Annotated in this window: 14 protein-coding genes; 12 read left to right on the forward strand and 2 right to left on the reverse strand. The window is 65.6% G+C overall.

What is annotated here, in order from left to right:
* Positions 1–46 precede the first annotated feature (46 nt).
* From RIE32_10115 to RIE32_10170, 12 genes are all read left to right on the forward strand, one after another.
* Positions 47–3,838, forward strand: coding sequence for a TAT-variant-translocated molybdopterin oxidoreductase (locus RIE32_10115; GenBank protein MEQ9096606.1), 3,792 nt, complete (start codon positions 47–49; stop codon positions 3,836–3,838).
* Positions 3,835–5,496 carry an NrfD/PsrC family molybdoenzyme membrane anchor subunit gene (gene nrfD / locus RIE32_10120; protein ID MEQ9096607.1) on the forward strand — a complete coding sequence of 554 codons (1,662 nt, stop codon included), beginning with the start codon at positions 3,835–3,837 and terminating at the stop codon, positions 5,494–5,496. The genes RIE32_10115 and nrfD overlap by 4 nt, the downstream gene beginning before the upstream one ends.
* A 1-nt stretch (position 5,497) precedes the next feature.
* A complete protein-coding gene (locus tag RIE32_10125; protein ID MEQ9096608.1) occupies positions 5,498–6,082 on the forward strand; it encodes a DUF3341 domain-containing protein in 585 nt (194 codons plus the stop codon).
* 4 nt (positions 6,083–6,086) lie between these two features.
* Entirely contained in the window at positions 6,087–6,869 is a 783-nt protein-coding gene (locus RIE32_10130; GenBank protein MEQ9096609.1) for a cytochrome c, read from the forward strand.
* Entirely contained in the window at positions 6,866–8,191 is a 1,326-nt protein-coding gene (locus RIE32_10135; protein MEQ9096610.1) for a hypothetical protein, read from the forward strand. The genes RIE32_10130 and RIE32_10135 overlap by 4 nt, the downstream gene beginning before the upstream one ends.
* A gap of 110 nt (positions 8,192–8,301) precedes the next feature.
* Complete coding sequence (locus RIE32_10140; GenBank protein ID MEQ9096611.1) at positions 8,302–8,661, forward strand: hypothetical protein; 360 nt, start codon at positions 8,302–8,304, stop codon at positions 8,659–8,661.
* 16 nt (positions 8,662–8,677) lie between these two features.
* Positions 8,678–9,613 carry an SCO family protein gene (locus RIE32_10145; protein ID MEQ9096612.1) on the forward strand — a complete coding sequence of 312 codons (936 nt, stop codon included), beginning with the start codon at positions 8,678–8,680 and terminating at the stop codon, positions 9,611–9,613.
* Positions 9,610–10,863 (forward strand): cytochrome c oxidase subunit II, encoded by a 1,254-nt coding sequence (locus tag RIE32_10150; protein MEQ9096613.1) that lies wholly within the window; start codon positions 9,610–9,612, stop codon positions 10,861–10,863. The genes RIE32_10145 and RIE32_10150 overlap by 4 nt, the downstream gene beginning before the upstream one ends.
* 36 nt (positions 10,864–10,899) lie before the next feature.
* Entirely contained in the window at positions 10,900–12,669 is a 1,770-nt protein-coding gene (locus tag RIE32_10155; protein ID MEQ9096614.1) for a cbb3-type cytochrome c oxidase subunit I, read from the forward strand.
* A 54-nt stretch (positions 12,670–12,723) separates the two neighbouring features.
* Entirely contained in the window at positions 12,724–13,416 is a 693-nt protein-coding gene (locus RIE32_10160) for a cytochrome c oxidase subunit 3 family protein (protein ID MEQ9096615.1), read from the forward strand.
* A 50-nt stretch (positions 13,417–13,466) separates the two neighbouring features.
* The gene (locus RIE32_10165) at positions 13,467–14,219 is read left to right on the forward strand and encodes a cytochrome C oxidase subunit IV family protein (protein ID MEQ9096616.1); all 753 of its coding nucleotides are present in this window, start codon (positions 13,467–13,469) and stop codon (positions 14,217–14,219) included.
* A gap of 23 nt (positions 14,220–14,242) precedes the next feature.
* Positions 14,243–15,115, forward strand: coding sequence for a hypothetical protein (locus RIE32_10170; protein ID MEQ9096617.1), 873 nt, complete (start codon positions 14,243–14,245; stop codon positions 15,113–15,115).
* Positions 15,116–15,126: 11 nt separating this feature from the next.
* On the opposite strand, the gene RIE32_10175 is transcribed toward RIE32_10170, so the two are convergent.
* Together RIE32_10175 and thyX are read right to left on the reverse strand one after the other, a co-directional pair.
* The gene (locus tag RIE32_10175) at positions 15,127–16,248 is read right to left on the reverse strand and encodes a TIGR00341 family protein (protein ID MEQ9096618.1); all 1,122 of its coding nucleotides are present in this window, start codon (positions 16,246–16,248) and stop codon (positions 15,127–15,129) included.
* A 7-nt stretch (positions 16,249–16,255) separates the two neighbouring features.
* On the reverse strand, positions 16,256–17,230 hold the full coding sequence (thyX, locus tag RIE32_10180) for an FAD-dependent thymidylate synthase (protein MEQ9096619.1): 975 nt from the start codon (positions 17,228–17,230) through the stop codon (positions 16,256–16,258).
* Between the last annotated feature and the right edge of the window lie 48 nt (positions 17,231–17,278).

Consider the following 17,278-nt stretch of genomic DNA (forward strand, 5'->3'; position numbering starts at 1 on the left):
GAGATCGCCCTGCCCGAATCAGGCTTGCCAGCCGGAGAACAACCGCATGGCAGAGAAGACCATCGACCAGTGCCCCTCGACCCGCGGCAAGCGCGAGGTCGACCACGCACCCAGGAAGCTCGCTCAATCGTCCGGCCGCGCCGTGTGGCGCAGTGCCGACGAGTTCGTCGACAAGCCCGAGTTCCGCGAATGGCTGCATCGCGAGTTTCCCGCGCGCGCCAGTGAACTTCTGGAAGGTTCGCGTCGAGACTTCCTGAAGGTCATGGGCGCCTCGCTGGCGCTCGCCGGCGCCGCCACCATTCCCGGCTGCCGCCGCCCCGAGCACACGATCATGCCCTACTCGCGTGAGGTGCCCGAGGATCAGGTCCCCGGCCGCGCGAAGTACTACGCCACCGCCATGCCCCTGCCCGGGGGCGGAGCCGAGGGCCTGCTGGTCGAGACGCACGAGGGCCGCCCGACCAAGATCGAGGGCAATCCGCTGCACCCGATCAACCAGGGCCGTTCGAGCGTGTGGTCGCAGGCCAGCGTGCTGGACATGTACGACCCCTATCGCCTGATGCAGGTGACCTACGACAACCCCGCCCGAGGCCCGCTGCAGGCAACGTGGGATGACTTCGGCGTCTGGGCGCGCAGCAACGATGGCTTTGCGCGGTACGACGCCACCGGCGGGCGCGGCCTGGCGTTCGTCGCCGGCAAGCAGACCAGCCCCAGCCGCGATGCGATGCGCGACGCGGTCAAGAACCGTTGGCCCAACGCCCGGTGGATCGCCTACGAGCCACTGGAGAATCCCAACGCCGTCGAGGCGACGCGCCTGGCCTTCGGCCAGCCGATGACCCAGGAATTGCGCCTCGAGAACGCCAAGCGGATGGTGTTCGTGCAGTGCGATCCGGCATACGAGGACAATGACGCCCTGCGCAGCGCTCGCGGCATGATGGCCCATCGAGCTCCGATGAAGGCCAAGGACGACAGCGGCGCCCCCATCGACATGAGCCGCATCTACGCCGTCGAGGGCTCGCTCACCGTCACGGGTGGCAAGGCCGACCATCGCATGCGGCTGGCGCCCTCGCTGCAGCCCGCGTTCGTGGTGGCCCTCGCCCGGGCGCTCATGGCCGAGCTGGGCGGCGACGCTGGCATCCGCGCCGCGCTCGACGCGGTGCCCACGCCCCAGGGCGTGACGCTCAACGACGTGTGGATCCGCGAGTGTGCCGCCGACCTGGCCGCCCACCGCAATGAATCGATCGTGCTCGTGGGCGCGTCGCTGCCCCTGGGCGTGCACGCGCTGGCTCATGCCATGAACGCCGCTCTGGGCGCCGTCGGGCCGGTCGTCCGCTATCGCCCGATGGCCGCCGACCTGGCCGCCAACGGCCATGCCGACCTGGTGTCGCTCGCCCAGGCGATGGACGCCGGGCAGATCAGCACCGTGGTGTGCCTGAACACCAACCCGGTGTACGACGCGCCCGCCGAGGCACGCTTTGCCGAGCGGTTCGCCAAGGTGCCCACCCGGGTGACCCTGAGCGTGCAGGACACCGAAACGGCCGCCGCGTCGACGTGGCGCCTCAACGGCACGCACTACCTCGAACAGTGGGGCGACGTCGTCGCCGCCGATGGCACACTGAGCGTTGTCCAGCCCATGGTCGCGCCGCTGTACTTCGGCAAGAGCGAGATCGAGTTGCTGGCCTTCCTCGCCGGCGAGACCTTCGAAGAAGAAGCCCGACTGACGCACCTCGAAGAAACGGCGCGCAAGCATGGCGCCGTCGTGGTCGACGGACAGGACGGCCCCACGCGGATGGGCAACGCCGACGACGTCTTCCCCGAAGACGCGGCGTCGGACGAGGGCGGCAGCGACCTGCCCACGTGGCCTGATGGCCACCACATCGTGCGTGCCGTGTGGCGCAGCGTGATGCGGGAGCGCTTCGGCGTCTCGGCTCGCGGTGAGTTCGAAAAGCGCTGGCGCCGGGCTCTGCACGACGGTCTGGTTGCCAATTCGGCCACGCCTGCGCGTACGCCCACGACCAACCTGGGCAATCTGGCCGATGCCGTTCGAACCATCCGCCTGACCGCCGCGCCCGCGGCCGAGTCGATGGACGTGCTGTTCACTCCGGGTCGAACCCTCGATGGCCGGTTTGCCAGCAACGCGTGGCTGCAGGAGCTGCCCGACATCGGCAGCATGACGACGTGGGACAACCCCGCCCTCATCAGCCCGGGCACCGCCCGCAAGATGGGCTTGGTGCCCGGCGGCGACAACCCCAAGCACGTCTACCTGCGCGAGCACACCACGGGCAAGATGGTCCGCCTGAACGTGGGCGGCCGCGAACTGGAACTGCCCGTGTGGATCTGCCCGGGCCTGGCCGACGACACCGTCGTCCTGCGGCTTGGCTATGGCCGCACTCGCGGCGGCGCGATCGCCGAGGGCGCCGGCTTCGACACCTACAAGCTTCGCGAAGCCGGGCAGTACGCGGCCATGGGCGCCGAGATGCAGCGCGTGCCGGGCGACTACTGGATCGCCAGCACCCAGAACCACTGGTCGCTCGAAGGCCGCACGGAGATCGTCCGTCGCGTCGAGCTGCCCGCGTGGCAGAAGTACGGCGACCTGAAGATCGACTACACCGACGAGTACGAACTCGCCCAGAGCGAGCTGAACTTCGCCGAGCAGCTCGGCACGGTCAGCCACGCGCCGCCGAACCAGTCGATCTACGAGAACCCGATGAACGAGAGCACGGGCGATCCCGCCCCGGGCTCGACGTACAGCAAGAGCCCGCAGTGGGGCATGACCATCGACATGGGCTCGTGCATCGGCTGCGGCGTGTGCACCATCGCCTGCCAGAGCGAGAACAACATCCCCGTCGTCGGCAAGCAGGAAGTGGCCAAGGGTCGCGAGATGACGTGGATCCGCGTCGACCGCTACTTCGTGGGCGATGAGCTCAACGAGCCCGAGGAGATCCTGCACCAGCCGGTGGCCTGCGTGCACTGCGAGAACGCGCCGTGCGAGACGGTGTGCCCGGTGAACGCCACCGTGCACGGCCCCGAAGGCCACAACTACATGGTCTACAACCGCTGCATCGGCACGCGGTATTGTGCGAACAACTGCCCCTATAAGGTGCGCCGGTTCAATTTCTTCGATTATGCCACCAAGCGTCTTGAAGGCGGGCTGAACGAGGAGACCAGCCGAGCCACCGGCGGCATCTTCGACGACAAGCTGCCGCCCAACCAGCACTTCATTCCGCCGCGGCTGCGTGCAAAACTCACCGAAATCGAGAAGATGGGCAAGAATCCGAACGTCACCGTCCGCTCGCGCGGCGTGATGGAGAAGTGCACCTACTGCATCCAGCGCACGAACAACGCCAAGATCGAGACCAAGCTCAAGGGCCTCGAGAACGTGCCCGAGGGCTTCGTGCAGACGGCCTGCCAGCAGGCCTGCCCCACCGGCGCCATCGTCTTCGGCGACATCCTGGATCCGGAGAGCGCCGTCACCAAGACGCGCGAGAGCGGGCGCAACTACGCGGTGCTGGGCTACCTCAACACTCGCCCACGCACGACGCACCTCATGGCGGTCTACAACCCAAACCCCGAGATCCTCAAGGAACTCGACAAGGACCGATACAAGTATCTCGACTGGCACCCGCACGACGTCAAGTGGGTCAAGAAGGGCCTGGAGCCCCACTACCAGCACATGGACGAGCACGGCCATGGCGATGGTCACGATGGCGACCACGGCGGCGAACCGCACGCACGCCGGGGCGCCAGTTTCATCGATCTCGACCGGCGTGACGAGGACGCCGGCTACGCCCTCAGCCTGAAGGTGCTCAAGGGTGCGATGCCCCAGGGAGGCCTGCTGTGAGCCAACTTCCTCCGGACCAACGCACGAGCGAACGACTGGCGGGCCGCGCGCCCGAGGCTTCGGGCTTCGCGCCCGAACCGGGCAGCGGCGACGGCTCGCTAACCGAGGACCCGTCCTATCGCGCTCCCCTGGTGCTGAACAACCGCTCGGTCCACGAGATCACCGAGATCGTCTGCGGGTATGCCGAGAAGGCGCCCGGCCGCTGGTGGCTGCCGCTGTTCGGCCTGGCCGCCAGCATCGCGGGCATGGGCCAGTTGATGATCCTTTACCTGATCATCACGGGCGTGGGCGTCTGGGGCCTGACCAACCAGGTCGACTGGGCGTGGGACATCACCAACTTCGTGTTCTGGATCGGCATCGGCCACGCCGGGACGCTGATCTCGGCCATCCTCTGCCTCTTCAAGCAGCAGTGGCGTACGGCGGTGAACCGCTCTGCCGAGGCCATGACCATCTTCGCGGTAATCTGCGCGGGCATCTTCCCGGGCATCCACGTCGGCCGGGCCTGGATGGCCTGGTTCCTGGCCCCGGTGCCCAACAGCAACTGGATCTGGCCCAACTTCCGTAGTCCGCTGCTGTGGGACGTGTTCGCGGTGAGCACCTACGCCACCGTGTCGCTGCTCTTCTGGTTCATGGGCATGATTCCCGACCTGGCCACCCTGCGTGACCGGGCCGACCTTCGACTCTTGAAGGACCCGCACCAGCCTCGCCTTCCCTTCACGCCCTTTAAGCCCGACACGCTGCGGTCGTTCATCTACGGCTTCCTCTCGCTTGGCTGGCGCAACTCGAGCCGGCATTGGATGCGGTACGAGAAGGCCTACATCCTGCTGGCCGGCCTGTCGACGCCGCTGGTGCTCAGCGTGCACTCGATCGTGTCGTTCGACTTTGCGACCTCGATCCTGCCTGGATGGCACACGACGATCTTCCCGCCTTACTTCGTGGCTGGCGCCGTGTTCGGCGGGTTCGCCATGGTGCTGTTCCTGCTGATCCCCGCTCGCGAGTTGTTCCCCAACATGAAGGACCTGCTCACCCTCCGCCACCTGGAGAACATGAGCAAGATCCTGCTGCTTACGGGCATGCTGGTGGGCTTTGCCTACGCGATGGAGTTCTTCATCGCCTGGTACGGCGGCAACGACTTCGAGTACTCGGTCTTTGCCTTCAACCGCGCGTTGCCCCTCTGGCTGCACGAAGATGGCGCTCCGTACTGGTGGGCCTACTGGACCATGATCTCCTGCAACGTGCTCAGCCCTCAGCTCTTCTGGGTCAAGGCGTTGCGTCGCAACCCGATCGTGATCTGGATCGTCGCGCTGCTGGTGACCATCGGCATGTGGTTCGAGCGCTTCGTGATCATCGTCACCAGCCTCCACCGGGCCTTCATTCCCGGCGAGTGGCACATGTTCTACCCCACCTGGGTCGACATCCTCACCTTCGTGGGCTCGTGCGGTATCTTCATGACGCTCTTCCTGCTCTTCCTGCGATTCCTTCCGATCTTCCCGATCGCCGAGATCAAGGCCATCCTGCCCGAGGCCGACCCGCATGGGCACGGCCATGGGCACGGCCACGGACACAACCAGGCGCACGGCCCGGGCTCGGGCGGCGTGGGCCACGGCACGAACGAACCCGACACTTCCGCCCCCAGCACCGAAGGGGAGGGACACTGATATGGGCATCCTCGGACTTCCATCCCGTCCCGATCACGGATTCCGCACGCCCGAGGGCGGCGTCGTCCACGGCATCATGGCCGAGTTCGCCTCGTCCGCCGACGTCTACCACGCCGCCGAGCAGGTCCGCGATGCGGGCTTCAAGAAGTGGGACGTGTTCGCGTCGTTCCCGATCCACGGCATCGATGAAGCCATGGGCATGAAGCGCACCAAGCTGCCGCTCATCGTGGCAGGCGGCGCCATCACGGGCATCACCGTGGCCCTTGCCATGCAGTACTGGATGAGCGGCGTCGATTATCCGCTCGTCGTCCAAGGCAAGCCGTACGCCGCGTGGGAGCCGTTCGTGCCCATCACCTTCGAACTGGGCGTGCTCTTCTCGGCGTTCGCGTCGCTCATCGGCATGCTGGCGCTCAATGGCCTGCCGCGATGGAACCACCCGCTGCTCAAGAACGAGCGCTTCCTGCGCGTCAGCGACGACAAGTTCGTCATCGTCATCGAGGCTGGCGATCCCAAGTTCCAGGGCTCCGACACCGTCGCGATGCTCGAAGAGATCGGCGCCACCCACGTCGAGTTGGTGGAGGAATAAGCACATGCAACGCCGAACCACCAGGCTGACCATGATCCTGACGCTGTCCGCGGCAGCGATTGTCTCCACGGCGACGCTCGCGGGCTGCCGCGGCGATCGCTCGGAAGAGAATCCGCGGCAATTCTTCCCGGACATGGACGACAACCCGAACTTCAGCCCGCAGGCTGCCACGCCCCTGTTTGCCGATGGCCGGCAGATGCGACCGCCGGTGGGGGGCACCGTTGCATTCGGTGCGTTTACCTTCACCGAGTCCACGCTGGGCGAACAGTCCGAGTGGGCCGACGCGTTCATCAGCGAGCGGCAGGACCTGCTCGCGGAGGGCGCGAGCGTCTACGCCGGCCTGAACGAGGACGGCACGTTCATCGAACGCATGCCCACCGAGCTGACCAGTGAACTGCTCGCTCGCGGCGAGGAACGCTTCAACATCTACTGCGCCGCCTGTCACGGCTACGCCGGCGACGGCAACGGCATGGTCGGGCGTCGCTGGTCGGCCCCGGTTCCCAGCTTCCACGACGCCAAGTACAAGGACCTGAGCGAGCCCACGGCCGGCGATGGCTACCTGTTCCACATCGCACGCAACGGGCTGAAGCACCCCGATGGCCGCTACCGCATGCCCGGCTACGGACACGCCCTGAGCATCGAAGACACCTGGGCAGTCGTGGCCCATATCCGCGTCTTGCAGCAGGCCTTCGACAACGACCCGCAGTCCCTGCCCGCCGAGGCCAGAGACCAACTCGATCCTCGCGGTCGATCGACGCGTTCGACCGAGCAAGGGGGTGGTCAGTGAGCAGCATCTCCGCCAACCAACCCGTGGCCGAGCACCAGCCCGCCCACCTGCAGGATCCGGCTCTGCGCGAAGAGAACATCACGCTGGAGCCCGCCCGCGTCGGCCTGGTCTGGAAGGGCCTGGCCGGGCTGGGCGTGCTGGGCATCGTGATCGCGATCATCGGCGCGTTCGTGCTCGCCGGCCCCACCAGCACCCACGCGGCAATCCTCCACGTCAAGGGCATCCTGCTCATCGGAACGCTCAGCGTCCTGGGCTTCAGCCTGGGCTCGCTGTTCTTCATCATGATCAACGCCGTCGGCGCCGCCGGCTGGCACGTGACCATGAAGCGCGTGCTCGAGCAGGCCGCCGCCCTGATCTGGCTGCCGGTCCTGGGCGTCGTTCTGTTTGCCATCTCCGAGATCATCTCGGTGTCCAGCGATCACGTGGGCGTGGTCTCCAGTTGGCTAACGCCCGACATCATCGACGAAGAGTACTTCATCACCAAGAAGGGGGCCTACTTCGACCCCATCTTCGTGGGCGCCCGCATGGCGTTCTACGTGCTCGTCTGGGTCGGGATGAGCCGGCTGGTCTGGAGCATCTCGCGGAAGCAGGAGCGCACGGGCGACCGCTGGCTGACCAACAAGCTGGCCTTCCACTCGGCCTGGGGCCTGGTGGTCATGGCGCTGGCGACCGCCTTCTTCAGCTTCGACTGGCTCATGGCGCTGACCGACTACAAGTTCTTCAGCACCATGTGGGGCGTCTACTTCTTCGCCGGCACCCTGTTCGTGACCTTCCCCGCCATGGCCCTGCTGCTCACCTTCCTGCGGTCCAAGGGCAAGATGCAGGGCCTCATTACCGAAGAGCATCATCACGACCTGAGCAAGTTCATGTTCGGGTTCATCGTGTTCTGGGGCTACATCGCCTACAGCCAGTACTTCCTCATCTGGTACAGCCAGATCCCCGAGGAAACCACCTGGTTCATGTTCCGCAAGACCGAGTGGCCCGGCCTGACCATGTTCCTGGTCTTTGGCCACTTCCTCGTGCCCCTCGTGCTCATGTTCCCGCGTGCGATGCGGCGCACGGCGCTGGGATATGGCACCGTCGCCACGTGGCTGCTGTTCATGCACGTCGTCGATCTCTACTGGATCATCCGTCCGTCGCTCGGGGTCACCCTCGAGAACCCGGTGGGCTTCATGCAAGGCTTGTGGGTGGACATCGCGGGCATCGGTGGCGTGGCTGCGTTGTACACCGGCGTGCTGATCTGGAGGCTTACCAAGGCTCCCCTCGTGAATCGCATGGAACCCCGTATGCCCGAAGCGTTGGGCCACAAGAACTACATCTGAGCCGTCAACACTGGGAGCCATAGGGGTTCCCGTGGCTCCGGCCCGGAGATTCAAGCTCGGAACAAGATCAGCCGTACAGTAATTTGTACTGTTCCACAGGAACCAAGAGCATGAGCGCCAACCACAATCACGACGACTGGTTCGCACACACGCGCGAAGAGGGCCTGCCCCAGCAGGAGCATGCCGGGCACGTCGACACCCGCGCTCTGCTCATCTTCTACATGGGCATGCTGGCCTTCGTGGTGATCTCGATCATCGGCGTGGCCCTCTTCTTCAAGAGCTACGTCCAGAACGCCCGCGTCAAGAACATCGAGACGCTCCAACTGGCCGTCGACGCCAACGCGTACAAGGCCGAGACGCTCGAAGAACTCACCCAGTACGGCTGGTCGGGCCAGATCGTCGAGGGTGCCGCACGCATCCCCATCGACGAAGCCCGGCAGAAGGTCCTCCAGGACTATCGGCAGCGATAAGGAACACCGCAACGCCATGAACTCGATCCTGCGCACACTCTCGATTACGTCGGCGGCCCTCGGGCTGTCCGTGACGGCGTGCGCCCAGATCATCGAGGAGGAAGTCCCCGTCCAGGCTCGCGGGCTGGACATCGAGGAGAAGCTCGGCAGCCAGGTTCCGCTGGACGCCCAGTTGACCACCAGCGATGGTGAGTCGGTTCGCCTGGGTGACTTCTTCGACAGTGACGATGCCCCCGAGCGAGGCAAGCCCACCATCCTGCTGATGGTCTATTACGACTGCCCGGTGGCCTGCCCGGCGATGCTCGGCAACCTCAACAAGGCCTTCAACGGCATCGAAGACTGGACCATCGGCGACGAGTACAACGTCTTGGCGGTGTCATTCGATCCGACGAATACACAAGAGCAGGCCCAGCAGTACGCGATGCTGTACCGCTCGGGCTACGAGAAGAACCAGGGCGAGACCGACACCGTCGCCGAGGGCTACCGGTTTTTCCGCGCCAGCGGCGACACCTCGCGAGCCATTGCCGATTCGGTTGGCTTCGGGTACCGCTACCTCCCCGACGTGGACGAGTATGCCCATGCCACCGGCGCGGTCGTGCTGGCGCCCGATGGCACCGTCTCTCGGTATTTTTATGGGTTTGACTATCCATCCCGGCAGGTTCGGCTGGCACTGCTCGACGCGGCCGATGGTCGCGTCGGCGCCAGCTTTGGCGACCGGGTGTTGCTGTTCTGCTATACCTACGACCCCAACAGCAACTCGTACAGCCTGGCGGCCTTCCGCGTGATGCGGGCGGGCGCCGGTCTGACGATCCTGCTCGTGCTCGGCCTGCTCATCGCCCTCAAGTTGAGCGAGCGCGTGGCCAAGGGTCGGCGGGCGTCTGCGCACACCAACGAAGATTCAGGACTTGACGGCGGCGCCCCGGCTGGGCGTGCCGCGGGAGCCCACGCATGAACGTGATGAACGCCGCTGTGGCGAACTTCTCGGCCGCCCTAGCCTCGGCCAATCTCCAGGATCTCTTCTGGTTCGGGGGCAAGAGCTATACCAGTGCCGGTCGGCAAGCAGACTGGATGTTCATGTTCATCTGGTGGCTCTCGGTCGCCTTCTTCGTCGTTCTGATGGTGCTGATGGTCTATTTCGCCATCCGCTATCGCCGGCGGAAGGGCCAGGCCGCCCCCGCCAGCCCCGGCCACAACACGCCGCTGGAGATCACCTGGACGATCATCCCCACGATCTTCTTTTTCGTGATGTTCTTCGAGGGCTTCCGCGGGTACATCAACCTGAACTACAACAAGGTCGGCGCCATCGAGGCCAACCTCATGGCCTTCCAGTGGAGTTGGACGCTGGAGTACCCCGGCGGCCAGATCACGACCGAAACCGCCACCGAGACCGAAGGCGCCAGCGCCGAGGATGGACGCCAGACGTTCACCAGCCAGGCCGCGCCGGTCTGGTACTTTCCCGAGAACACGCCCGTGCTGCTGCGCATGACCAGCCGCGACGTGATCCACAGCTTCTGGATTCCCGACTTCCGCGTGAAGCAGGACATCTTCCCCAACCGCTACACCAGCTACACGTTCGTGCCCGATCCGCTCGACGACGCCTCGCTGATCATGGAGGACCCCGAGCTCGGCGCCTATCCCTATCGCGACCACATCCTGATGTGCGCCGAGTACTGCGGCGACAACCACTCGGAGATGGCCGGCCTGATCCGCATCGTGCCCCAGGAGATCTACGAAGCCAAGCTCGAAATCTTCGGCTCGCCCCGCGGCACCCTGGCCGAGCGCGGACGCATCGTGGCCCAGCAGAACGGCTGCTTCTCGTGCCACTCCGTCGATGGCTCGGCCGGCACCGGCCCGACGTGGCAGAACCTCTACAACACCGAGCACCAGTACGCCGACGGCAGCACAATCCTTGCCGACGACAACCACATCCGTGAATCCATCTACGTCCCGGCGGCCAAGATTCGTGCCGGTTACCCGAACCAGATGGTGAGCTACCAGGGGGCCATCAGCCCCGAGCAGCTTGGCTGGATCATCTCGTATATGAAGACGCTGAGCGAAGCCACACCCGAGGCCGAGCTTGCCGCCACCCAGGTCGACCCCGACGCCGACGGCGCCGAGGGCGAAGCCGGGGAGGGCGCCGACGCTGCGGGCGACGCCGGCGCGTCGGATGGATCGATGGAAGGAACCCCCAGCGGTGGCTGATGCCGCTGCTGTGCAGATTGACTTTGGAGGCGCACGATGAGTTCGCTTGACTCCCATGCCGGTTCGGCCCCCCAGCACGGCGGCGGCCACCATGGGTCCTACCTGACCTCGAAGGGCAGCTTGTGGGCCGACATCGCCAACTGGGCGACCACCGTCGACCACAAGAAGATCGGCGTGATGTACCTCACGGCGCTGCTGATCCTGTTCTTCCTGGGCGGGGTCATGGCGCTCGCGGTGCGATTCGAGCTGCTCGAGCCCACCCGCATCGTGATCAACCAGGCGGGCGAGAGCGTGACCACGGGTCAGCGCCTGGCCTTCCTTGCGAGCGACGGCGCGACAGCCAACAACATCTACAACCGCGCCATGACGCTCCACGGCGCCATCATGACCTTCATGTTCATCGTGCCAGGCATCCCGGCCAGCCTGGGCAACTTCTTCCTTCCGCTCATGATCGGCGCCAAGGACGTGGCCTTCCCCCGCCTGAACCTGGGAAGCTGGTACGTCTACGTCTTCGGTTCGCTCTTCGCGCTGGCGTCGGCCCTGGTGGGCGGCATCGATACCGGGTGGACGCTCTACACCCCGTACTCAACCATGACCGATGCCGACCATTGGCGATTGGTCGCGATGATCACGGGCGTGTTCATCATGGGCTTCAGCTCCATCATGACGGGGCTGAACTTCGTGGTCACCGTGCACAAGCTCCGCGCCCCGGGCATGGGCTGGTTCGACATGCCGCTGTTCGTGTGGGCCATCTACGCGACGGCCATCATTCAGGTGCTTGCCACCCCGGTCATCGGCATCACGACGCTCATGCTCATCTTCGAGCGTTTGTTCAACTTCGGCCTGTTCGATCCGCGCCTGGGCGGCGATCCGGTGCTCTTCCAGCACTTCTTCTGGTTCTACAGCCACCCGGTGGTGTACATCATGATCCTGCCTGCCTTCGGCGTGATCAGCGAGACCATCACCGTCCACGCCCGCAAGCCGATCTTCGGCTATCGATCCATCGCCTTCGCTTCGCTGGGCATCGCGGCGGTGAGCTTCCTGGTGTGGGGCCACCACATGTTCACCAGCCAGGGCGAATTGACGGCGGCGATCTTCAGCTTCCTGACCTTCTTCGTGGCCGTGCCGACGGCCATCAAGGTCTTCAACTGGATCTCGACGCTCTACAAGGGCTCGATCGTCTTCAACACGCCCATGCTCTACACGCTGGGCTTCCTGTTCCTCTTCACCATCGGCGGCCTGACCGGCCTGCCCCTGGCCACGCTGTCCACCGACATGCACCTCCACGACTCCTACTACGTCGTGGCCCACTTCCACTACGTCATGTTCGGCGGCACCGTCATCGCCTTCCTGGCGGGCCTGCACCACTGGTGGCCCAAGATGTTCGGCAAGATGTACGCCGAGACGCCCGCCAAGCTGGGCTTCTGGCTTGTCTTCCTGGGCTTCAACACCACCTTCTTCATCCAGTTCATCATGGGAGCCCACGGCATGCCGCGCCGGTATGCCAGCTATCCCGATGAGTTCCAGTGGATGCACATCATCTCGACGGTTGGCTCGTGGATGCTGCTGGCCGGCTTCCTCGTCCACCTGTTCACGTTCATCCACGCCTTGCTCCAGGGCAAGACCGCCTCGGCCAATCCCTGGGGCGGCATGACGCTCGAGTGGCACGCCGATTCGCCGCCCGATGAGCACAACTTCGCCCACGAGCCGATCGTCAAGCATGGTCCCTACGCGTACGACCGCGTGGTGCCCCCGCACACCGATCCGGCCGAGTATCCGTTGCCTGAGAAGACCGATCTGCACTGAGTTGCCGACGATCGGGACGGTTCGTCCCGCCGTGATTGCCAAAGAGAGCCTCGTATGAGCACGATGAATCCACCCTCAGGCCGTGACATGCCCGCCGGGCCCAAGCCGCTGCACGAAACCGTCGAAAAGGGCCACCACTGGCGGACCAGGGACGACGAGTTCGACGCCGGCAAGCTGGGCATGTGGCTCTTCCTGGGCACCGAGGTGCTGCTGTTTGCCGGCCTGTTCTGCGGCTATGCGATCATGCGCATGCTGTACCCCGAGGCCTTCGCCAACGGGTCGCACTACCTCAACTGGGTCTACGGTGGCGCCAACACGCTCATTCTGCTGTGGTCCAGCTACACCATGGCCGCCGCGATCCGCCATACCCAGCTGGGCGACAAGGCCCGGGCGCAGATCTGCCTGGTCATCACCTGGCTGTGTGCGCTTGCGTTCCTCCTGATCAAGTTCATCTTCGAGTACGGGCCCAAGTGGGCCGAGGGCAAGCGGCCCGGCGTCCTGTTCAACTATCCCTACGCCGAGAACCCCATGGAGCCCATGTGGTGGTCGCTCTACTACGCCGCCACGGGCATCCACGCGTCGCACGTGGTCATCGGCATGGGCCTGATCGGCTACCTCATCTACCGCAACGCCAAGGGCTGGTACGGACCCAAGAACTACCTGGCGATGGAGAACATCGGGCTGTACTGGCACATCGTCGACCTCATCTGGATCTTCCTCTTCCCCCTGCTGTACCTCATCCACTGACGCGCCGCGGGACACGACGGACGACCTCGAGACCACTTTCGGAGCCAGACATGAGCAGCGACGCCCAGCACGAACATCCCCGGCCCGACCCCTCGCAGATGACCGACGCGCAGTACGCCGACTACATGGCCGATCCGCACGCGTTCCACCCCGAGCACCACGGGGTGGGCGAGCACGGCCACGACGGCGAAGACCACCACGTGACCAGCAAGTTCATGCTGCGTGCGGTGCTGGGCGTCCTCGTGTTCTTCACGATCCTCACCGTCGCAGCCTCGCGAGCGGAGATCTGGGTGGCCGAGGTGTTCGCGCTCGAGATTCCCACGCTGGTCAACGTGTTCATCGCCATGAGCATCGCGACCATCAAGGCCATCTTCGTCGTGGCGATCTTCATGCACCTCAAGTGGGATAACCGCCTGAACCTGCTCGTCTTCCTCTTCACCCTCATGGGCGTGGGGCTGTTCATCGGCCTGACCGCCATGGACCTTGGCAACCGCACCGAGATCTACGACTGGAAGGCCAAGCAGATCCAGGCGGGCGGTTTGGGCAACCTGACGCGTGGCGAGGACGAGACCATCAGCGTCGCAATGTACCAGTACGCCAAGGACAAGAAGATCCAGGAAATCGGCGAGGCTGCCTACGAGAAGGAAGCCGCTAAGAAGCACCCGCACCACGGGCACGACGAGCCCATGCGCTCGCCCGATCGCACGCGCGCCATGCACGGCCTCACGGCGGGCCTGTTCAGCGCCGATGCGGCTACCGAGGGCGCTCACGGCAAGGACCAGTCCCACGGCGGGGAGCACTGAGCCACACCAACCGAACGGAGACCATGGACACGACCGGGAACGAGATCACGCGCAAGCCATTTGCATGGCACCGCGGACGCACCCTCTGGCTTACGACCGCACTCCTCAGCCTCGCGGCGGTCGTCGTTCTTGGATACTTCATGGCCCAGCGGCTCGACCGCTACAACCGCGACTCCGGCCGCGAGCTCTACGTCTTCCAGCCCATCACCGCTCGCGAGTTCCTGTGGAACGACACGCCCGTCAGCTTCACCGACGAGGTGGACGCCGACGGAGCCGACGTCGTCGTCCTGCGGTACGGCCAGGACACCATCCGCCTTCGCTCCGGGCTGACCTCCCTGCCCACCGAGGTGCCCGGCCTGCAGCGACACGACGCGTGGCTCAAGGTCCTCCGGTTCGCGCCGCGCAGCGGCAAGTCGATCGAGGAACTCATGGCCGAGATCGACGCGGGCACCGCCGATGAGCGACTCGCCGCGGTCGTTCGCCTGCAGAGGCCGGGCGTCGATCAGGACAGCTTCGGCCAGGTCATGCGCGGCGACTGGCGTTTCCAGTTCGTCGAACTGCTTCCCGAGGGCGGCTTCCGAGAGCAAGTCCTCCGCTTTCCCGAGAGCGAGCGAGCTTTTAACCGCCGCGTCAGCGAGGCCCGGCGCGCCGGTGAGCCCGCGCCCGAGCGACGCGATGACGAACTCCAGTTCGGTACCTGGCAGTTCGACGCGTCGCTGATGGTCATGCCAAAGAGCGGCCCCCCTGCGCCGCAGTTCGGTCGCGGGGCCATGGACGCCTTGGGCTGGACGCTGCCGGTTGCAACGCTGCTCTTCTTCGTGTCGACGATCTCGATTGCCATGGCCTTTGCGCCCGAGCGTGTGCGGCCCGAAGATCTCGAGGCTGCGTCAAACTGAACCCGCCCGCGTCAGCCTGATCCGTCCGGTGTCGCCTGGGACGATTCGGCCGCGTCGAGGAACTGCGCGCCGCCCGGCAAGCGATCGATCACGGCCGGCCACGCGATGATGATCGCCACCAGCGCCGCCAGCAAGAGCGCCCAGAACAGCATCGCGTACGTGCTCCCCGCGCGGGCGCGGCGGCTCTCGAGCATCGTGGCCGGCCGAACGCCTTGCAGCCGGAACATTGCCATCGCGCTCAGGTTGATGCAGATCACGTTGGTCGCCGTCAGGAGCAAGGCGCCGGCCGCCTGCGCCATCGTCGCGTTGGGGCTCACCAGCAGCAGCCCGAAGGTCACCAGCGGCGGCAGGAGCGCGACGGCCACCATGACGCCCACCAGCGTGGCCGGTACACCCGTCGTCGATGCCAGCGTGCCCGCGGCCCCCGCACCCAGCGCAATAGCGATGTCGCTGACGCGCGGCACGGTGCGGGCGAAGAGTTCGCTCGTCTGAGGATCGTCTGCGCCCGCGCTGGCCTGCGCGTAAAGCCCGACGCCCATCGCAAGCGTCACGGCTACGCCCACGCCCATGATGTTCGTCATGAGCGAACGCCTGGCCAGCCGCAGGTCGCCCAGCGTCAGCGAGAGCGACAGGGCGAGGTTCGGCCCCAGCAGGGGCGCGATCACCATCGCGCCGATGATCACCGCGGCACTGTTCTGCACCAGGCCGGCCGCGGCGACCACCGTCGAGAGCACCACCATCGCAAAGAACACGCGCGACGGCTTGGCGCCCGCGAGCATCTCGTCGACCAATTCATCGCCCGCGACCCGCCCGCCAAAGAACGCGCGCAGCTTCGATGTCCCGTCGTCGTCGGACGGGTCCGGCTCGGGTGGGGGCTTGGGTTCTTCGATCTGCGGCCGCGTCGCCTCAATGGCCTCGAGGATCAGGCGGAAGCCATCGACCGAGGAATACTGCGCGTCCAGTTTGCGAACCAGATCATCGCATTCTTCCTTGGGCAGGACGATGCTCACCCGAACGCGATCCTCGCTGGCAGGCTCGCTCCACATCGTGCTGGAAGGCCGGCGGCCAACCACCTCGCGGACCTCAAGGTCGTGCCGCCTGGGAAGGATGATCTGGAGCAGCCGGAGCGCCATGGCTGGCCTATCGCTTGGCTTCCAGGCCCAGTTGCTCTCGCTTGGCCTGCCACTCGGCATTCTCTCGCTTGTTGTCGCTGTTCAACTCGCCCGAACCACCGCTGGCCAGGCCGGCGATGGCCTCGATCTCAAGCCGCGTCAGCCGCATGCTCTGGAGGTGATAGTCGCGCCATGCCTCCATCGTCACCGGCACGATGGGCGCGATCAGGTCGTGCATCGCCTGCGCGTAGTCGCGAATCTCCTGCTGCGCGTGCGGATCGAGCCGAAGCTTCAGGAACCGCAGGATGTTGTGCAGGTCGCACTTCCAGTACCATTGCGTGAACTGGCTTGTTGGCAGCCCCACGCGCGCCAGCTCGCGGCTCACGCCCTGCTCGATGAGCTTCTCGTACTTTTTGTACAGCCCCTCGACGTGGTCGAGGTATTCGACGAACTCGTGCGCGGTCTTCAGTTCCTCGGCGTCGCCCGTGTTCAGCACGTCCTCGCCGCCCTGCCGGTTGCTCGTGCTCTGCTTGCGCACGTGCTCCAGGTCGACGCGGTAGAAGCGATCGGGCATGACCGAGTACCTGCCCGAGTACTCGTTCACGTTGGCGGTACGATGGCGGATCCACTGCCGCGCCACGAAGATCGGCATCGACACGTGGAACTTGAACTCCACCATCTCGAAGGGCGTGGTGTGCTCGTGCCGAAGCAGGTAGCGGATGAGCCCGCGGTCCTCGTTCACCTTCTTGGTGCCCGCCCCATAGCTCACCCGGGCCGCCTGCACCACGGCCTGGTCGGCCGTCTGTCCCTCGGGCACCAGCCGCGGCATGGCGTCCACCAGCGCGACGAACCCGTGCTCGTGAAGCGGGATCGTCCACCGGCTGGCCCCGCCCATCACGTCGACCATCGCCCCCTCGGGCTCGGCCCGCTGGGCCCCCGCGGGCGGGGCAAACACCGGCTCGGGCTTGTTCTCGACGCTGACGGCAGAGTGGGGGTGGCTCATGGAAGAAATGTATGCAACCAACGAAAAAGCCCGCCGTTTGGCGGGCCT

It is taken from the genome of Phycisphaerales bacterium (assembly GCA_040221175.1).
Taxonomy (GTDB): Bacteria; Planctomycetota; Phycisphaerae; order Phycisphaerales; family UBA1924; genus JAHCJI01.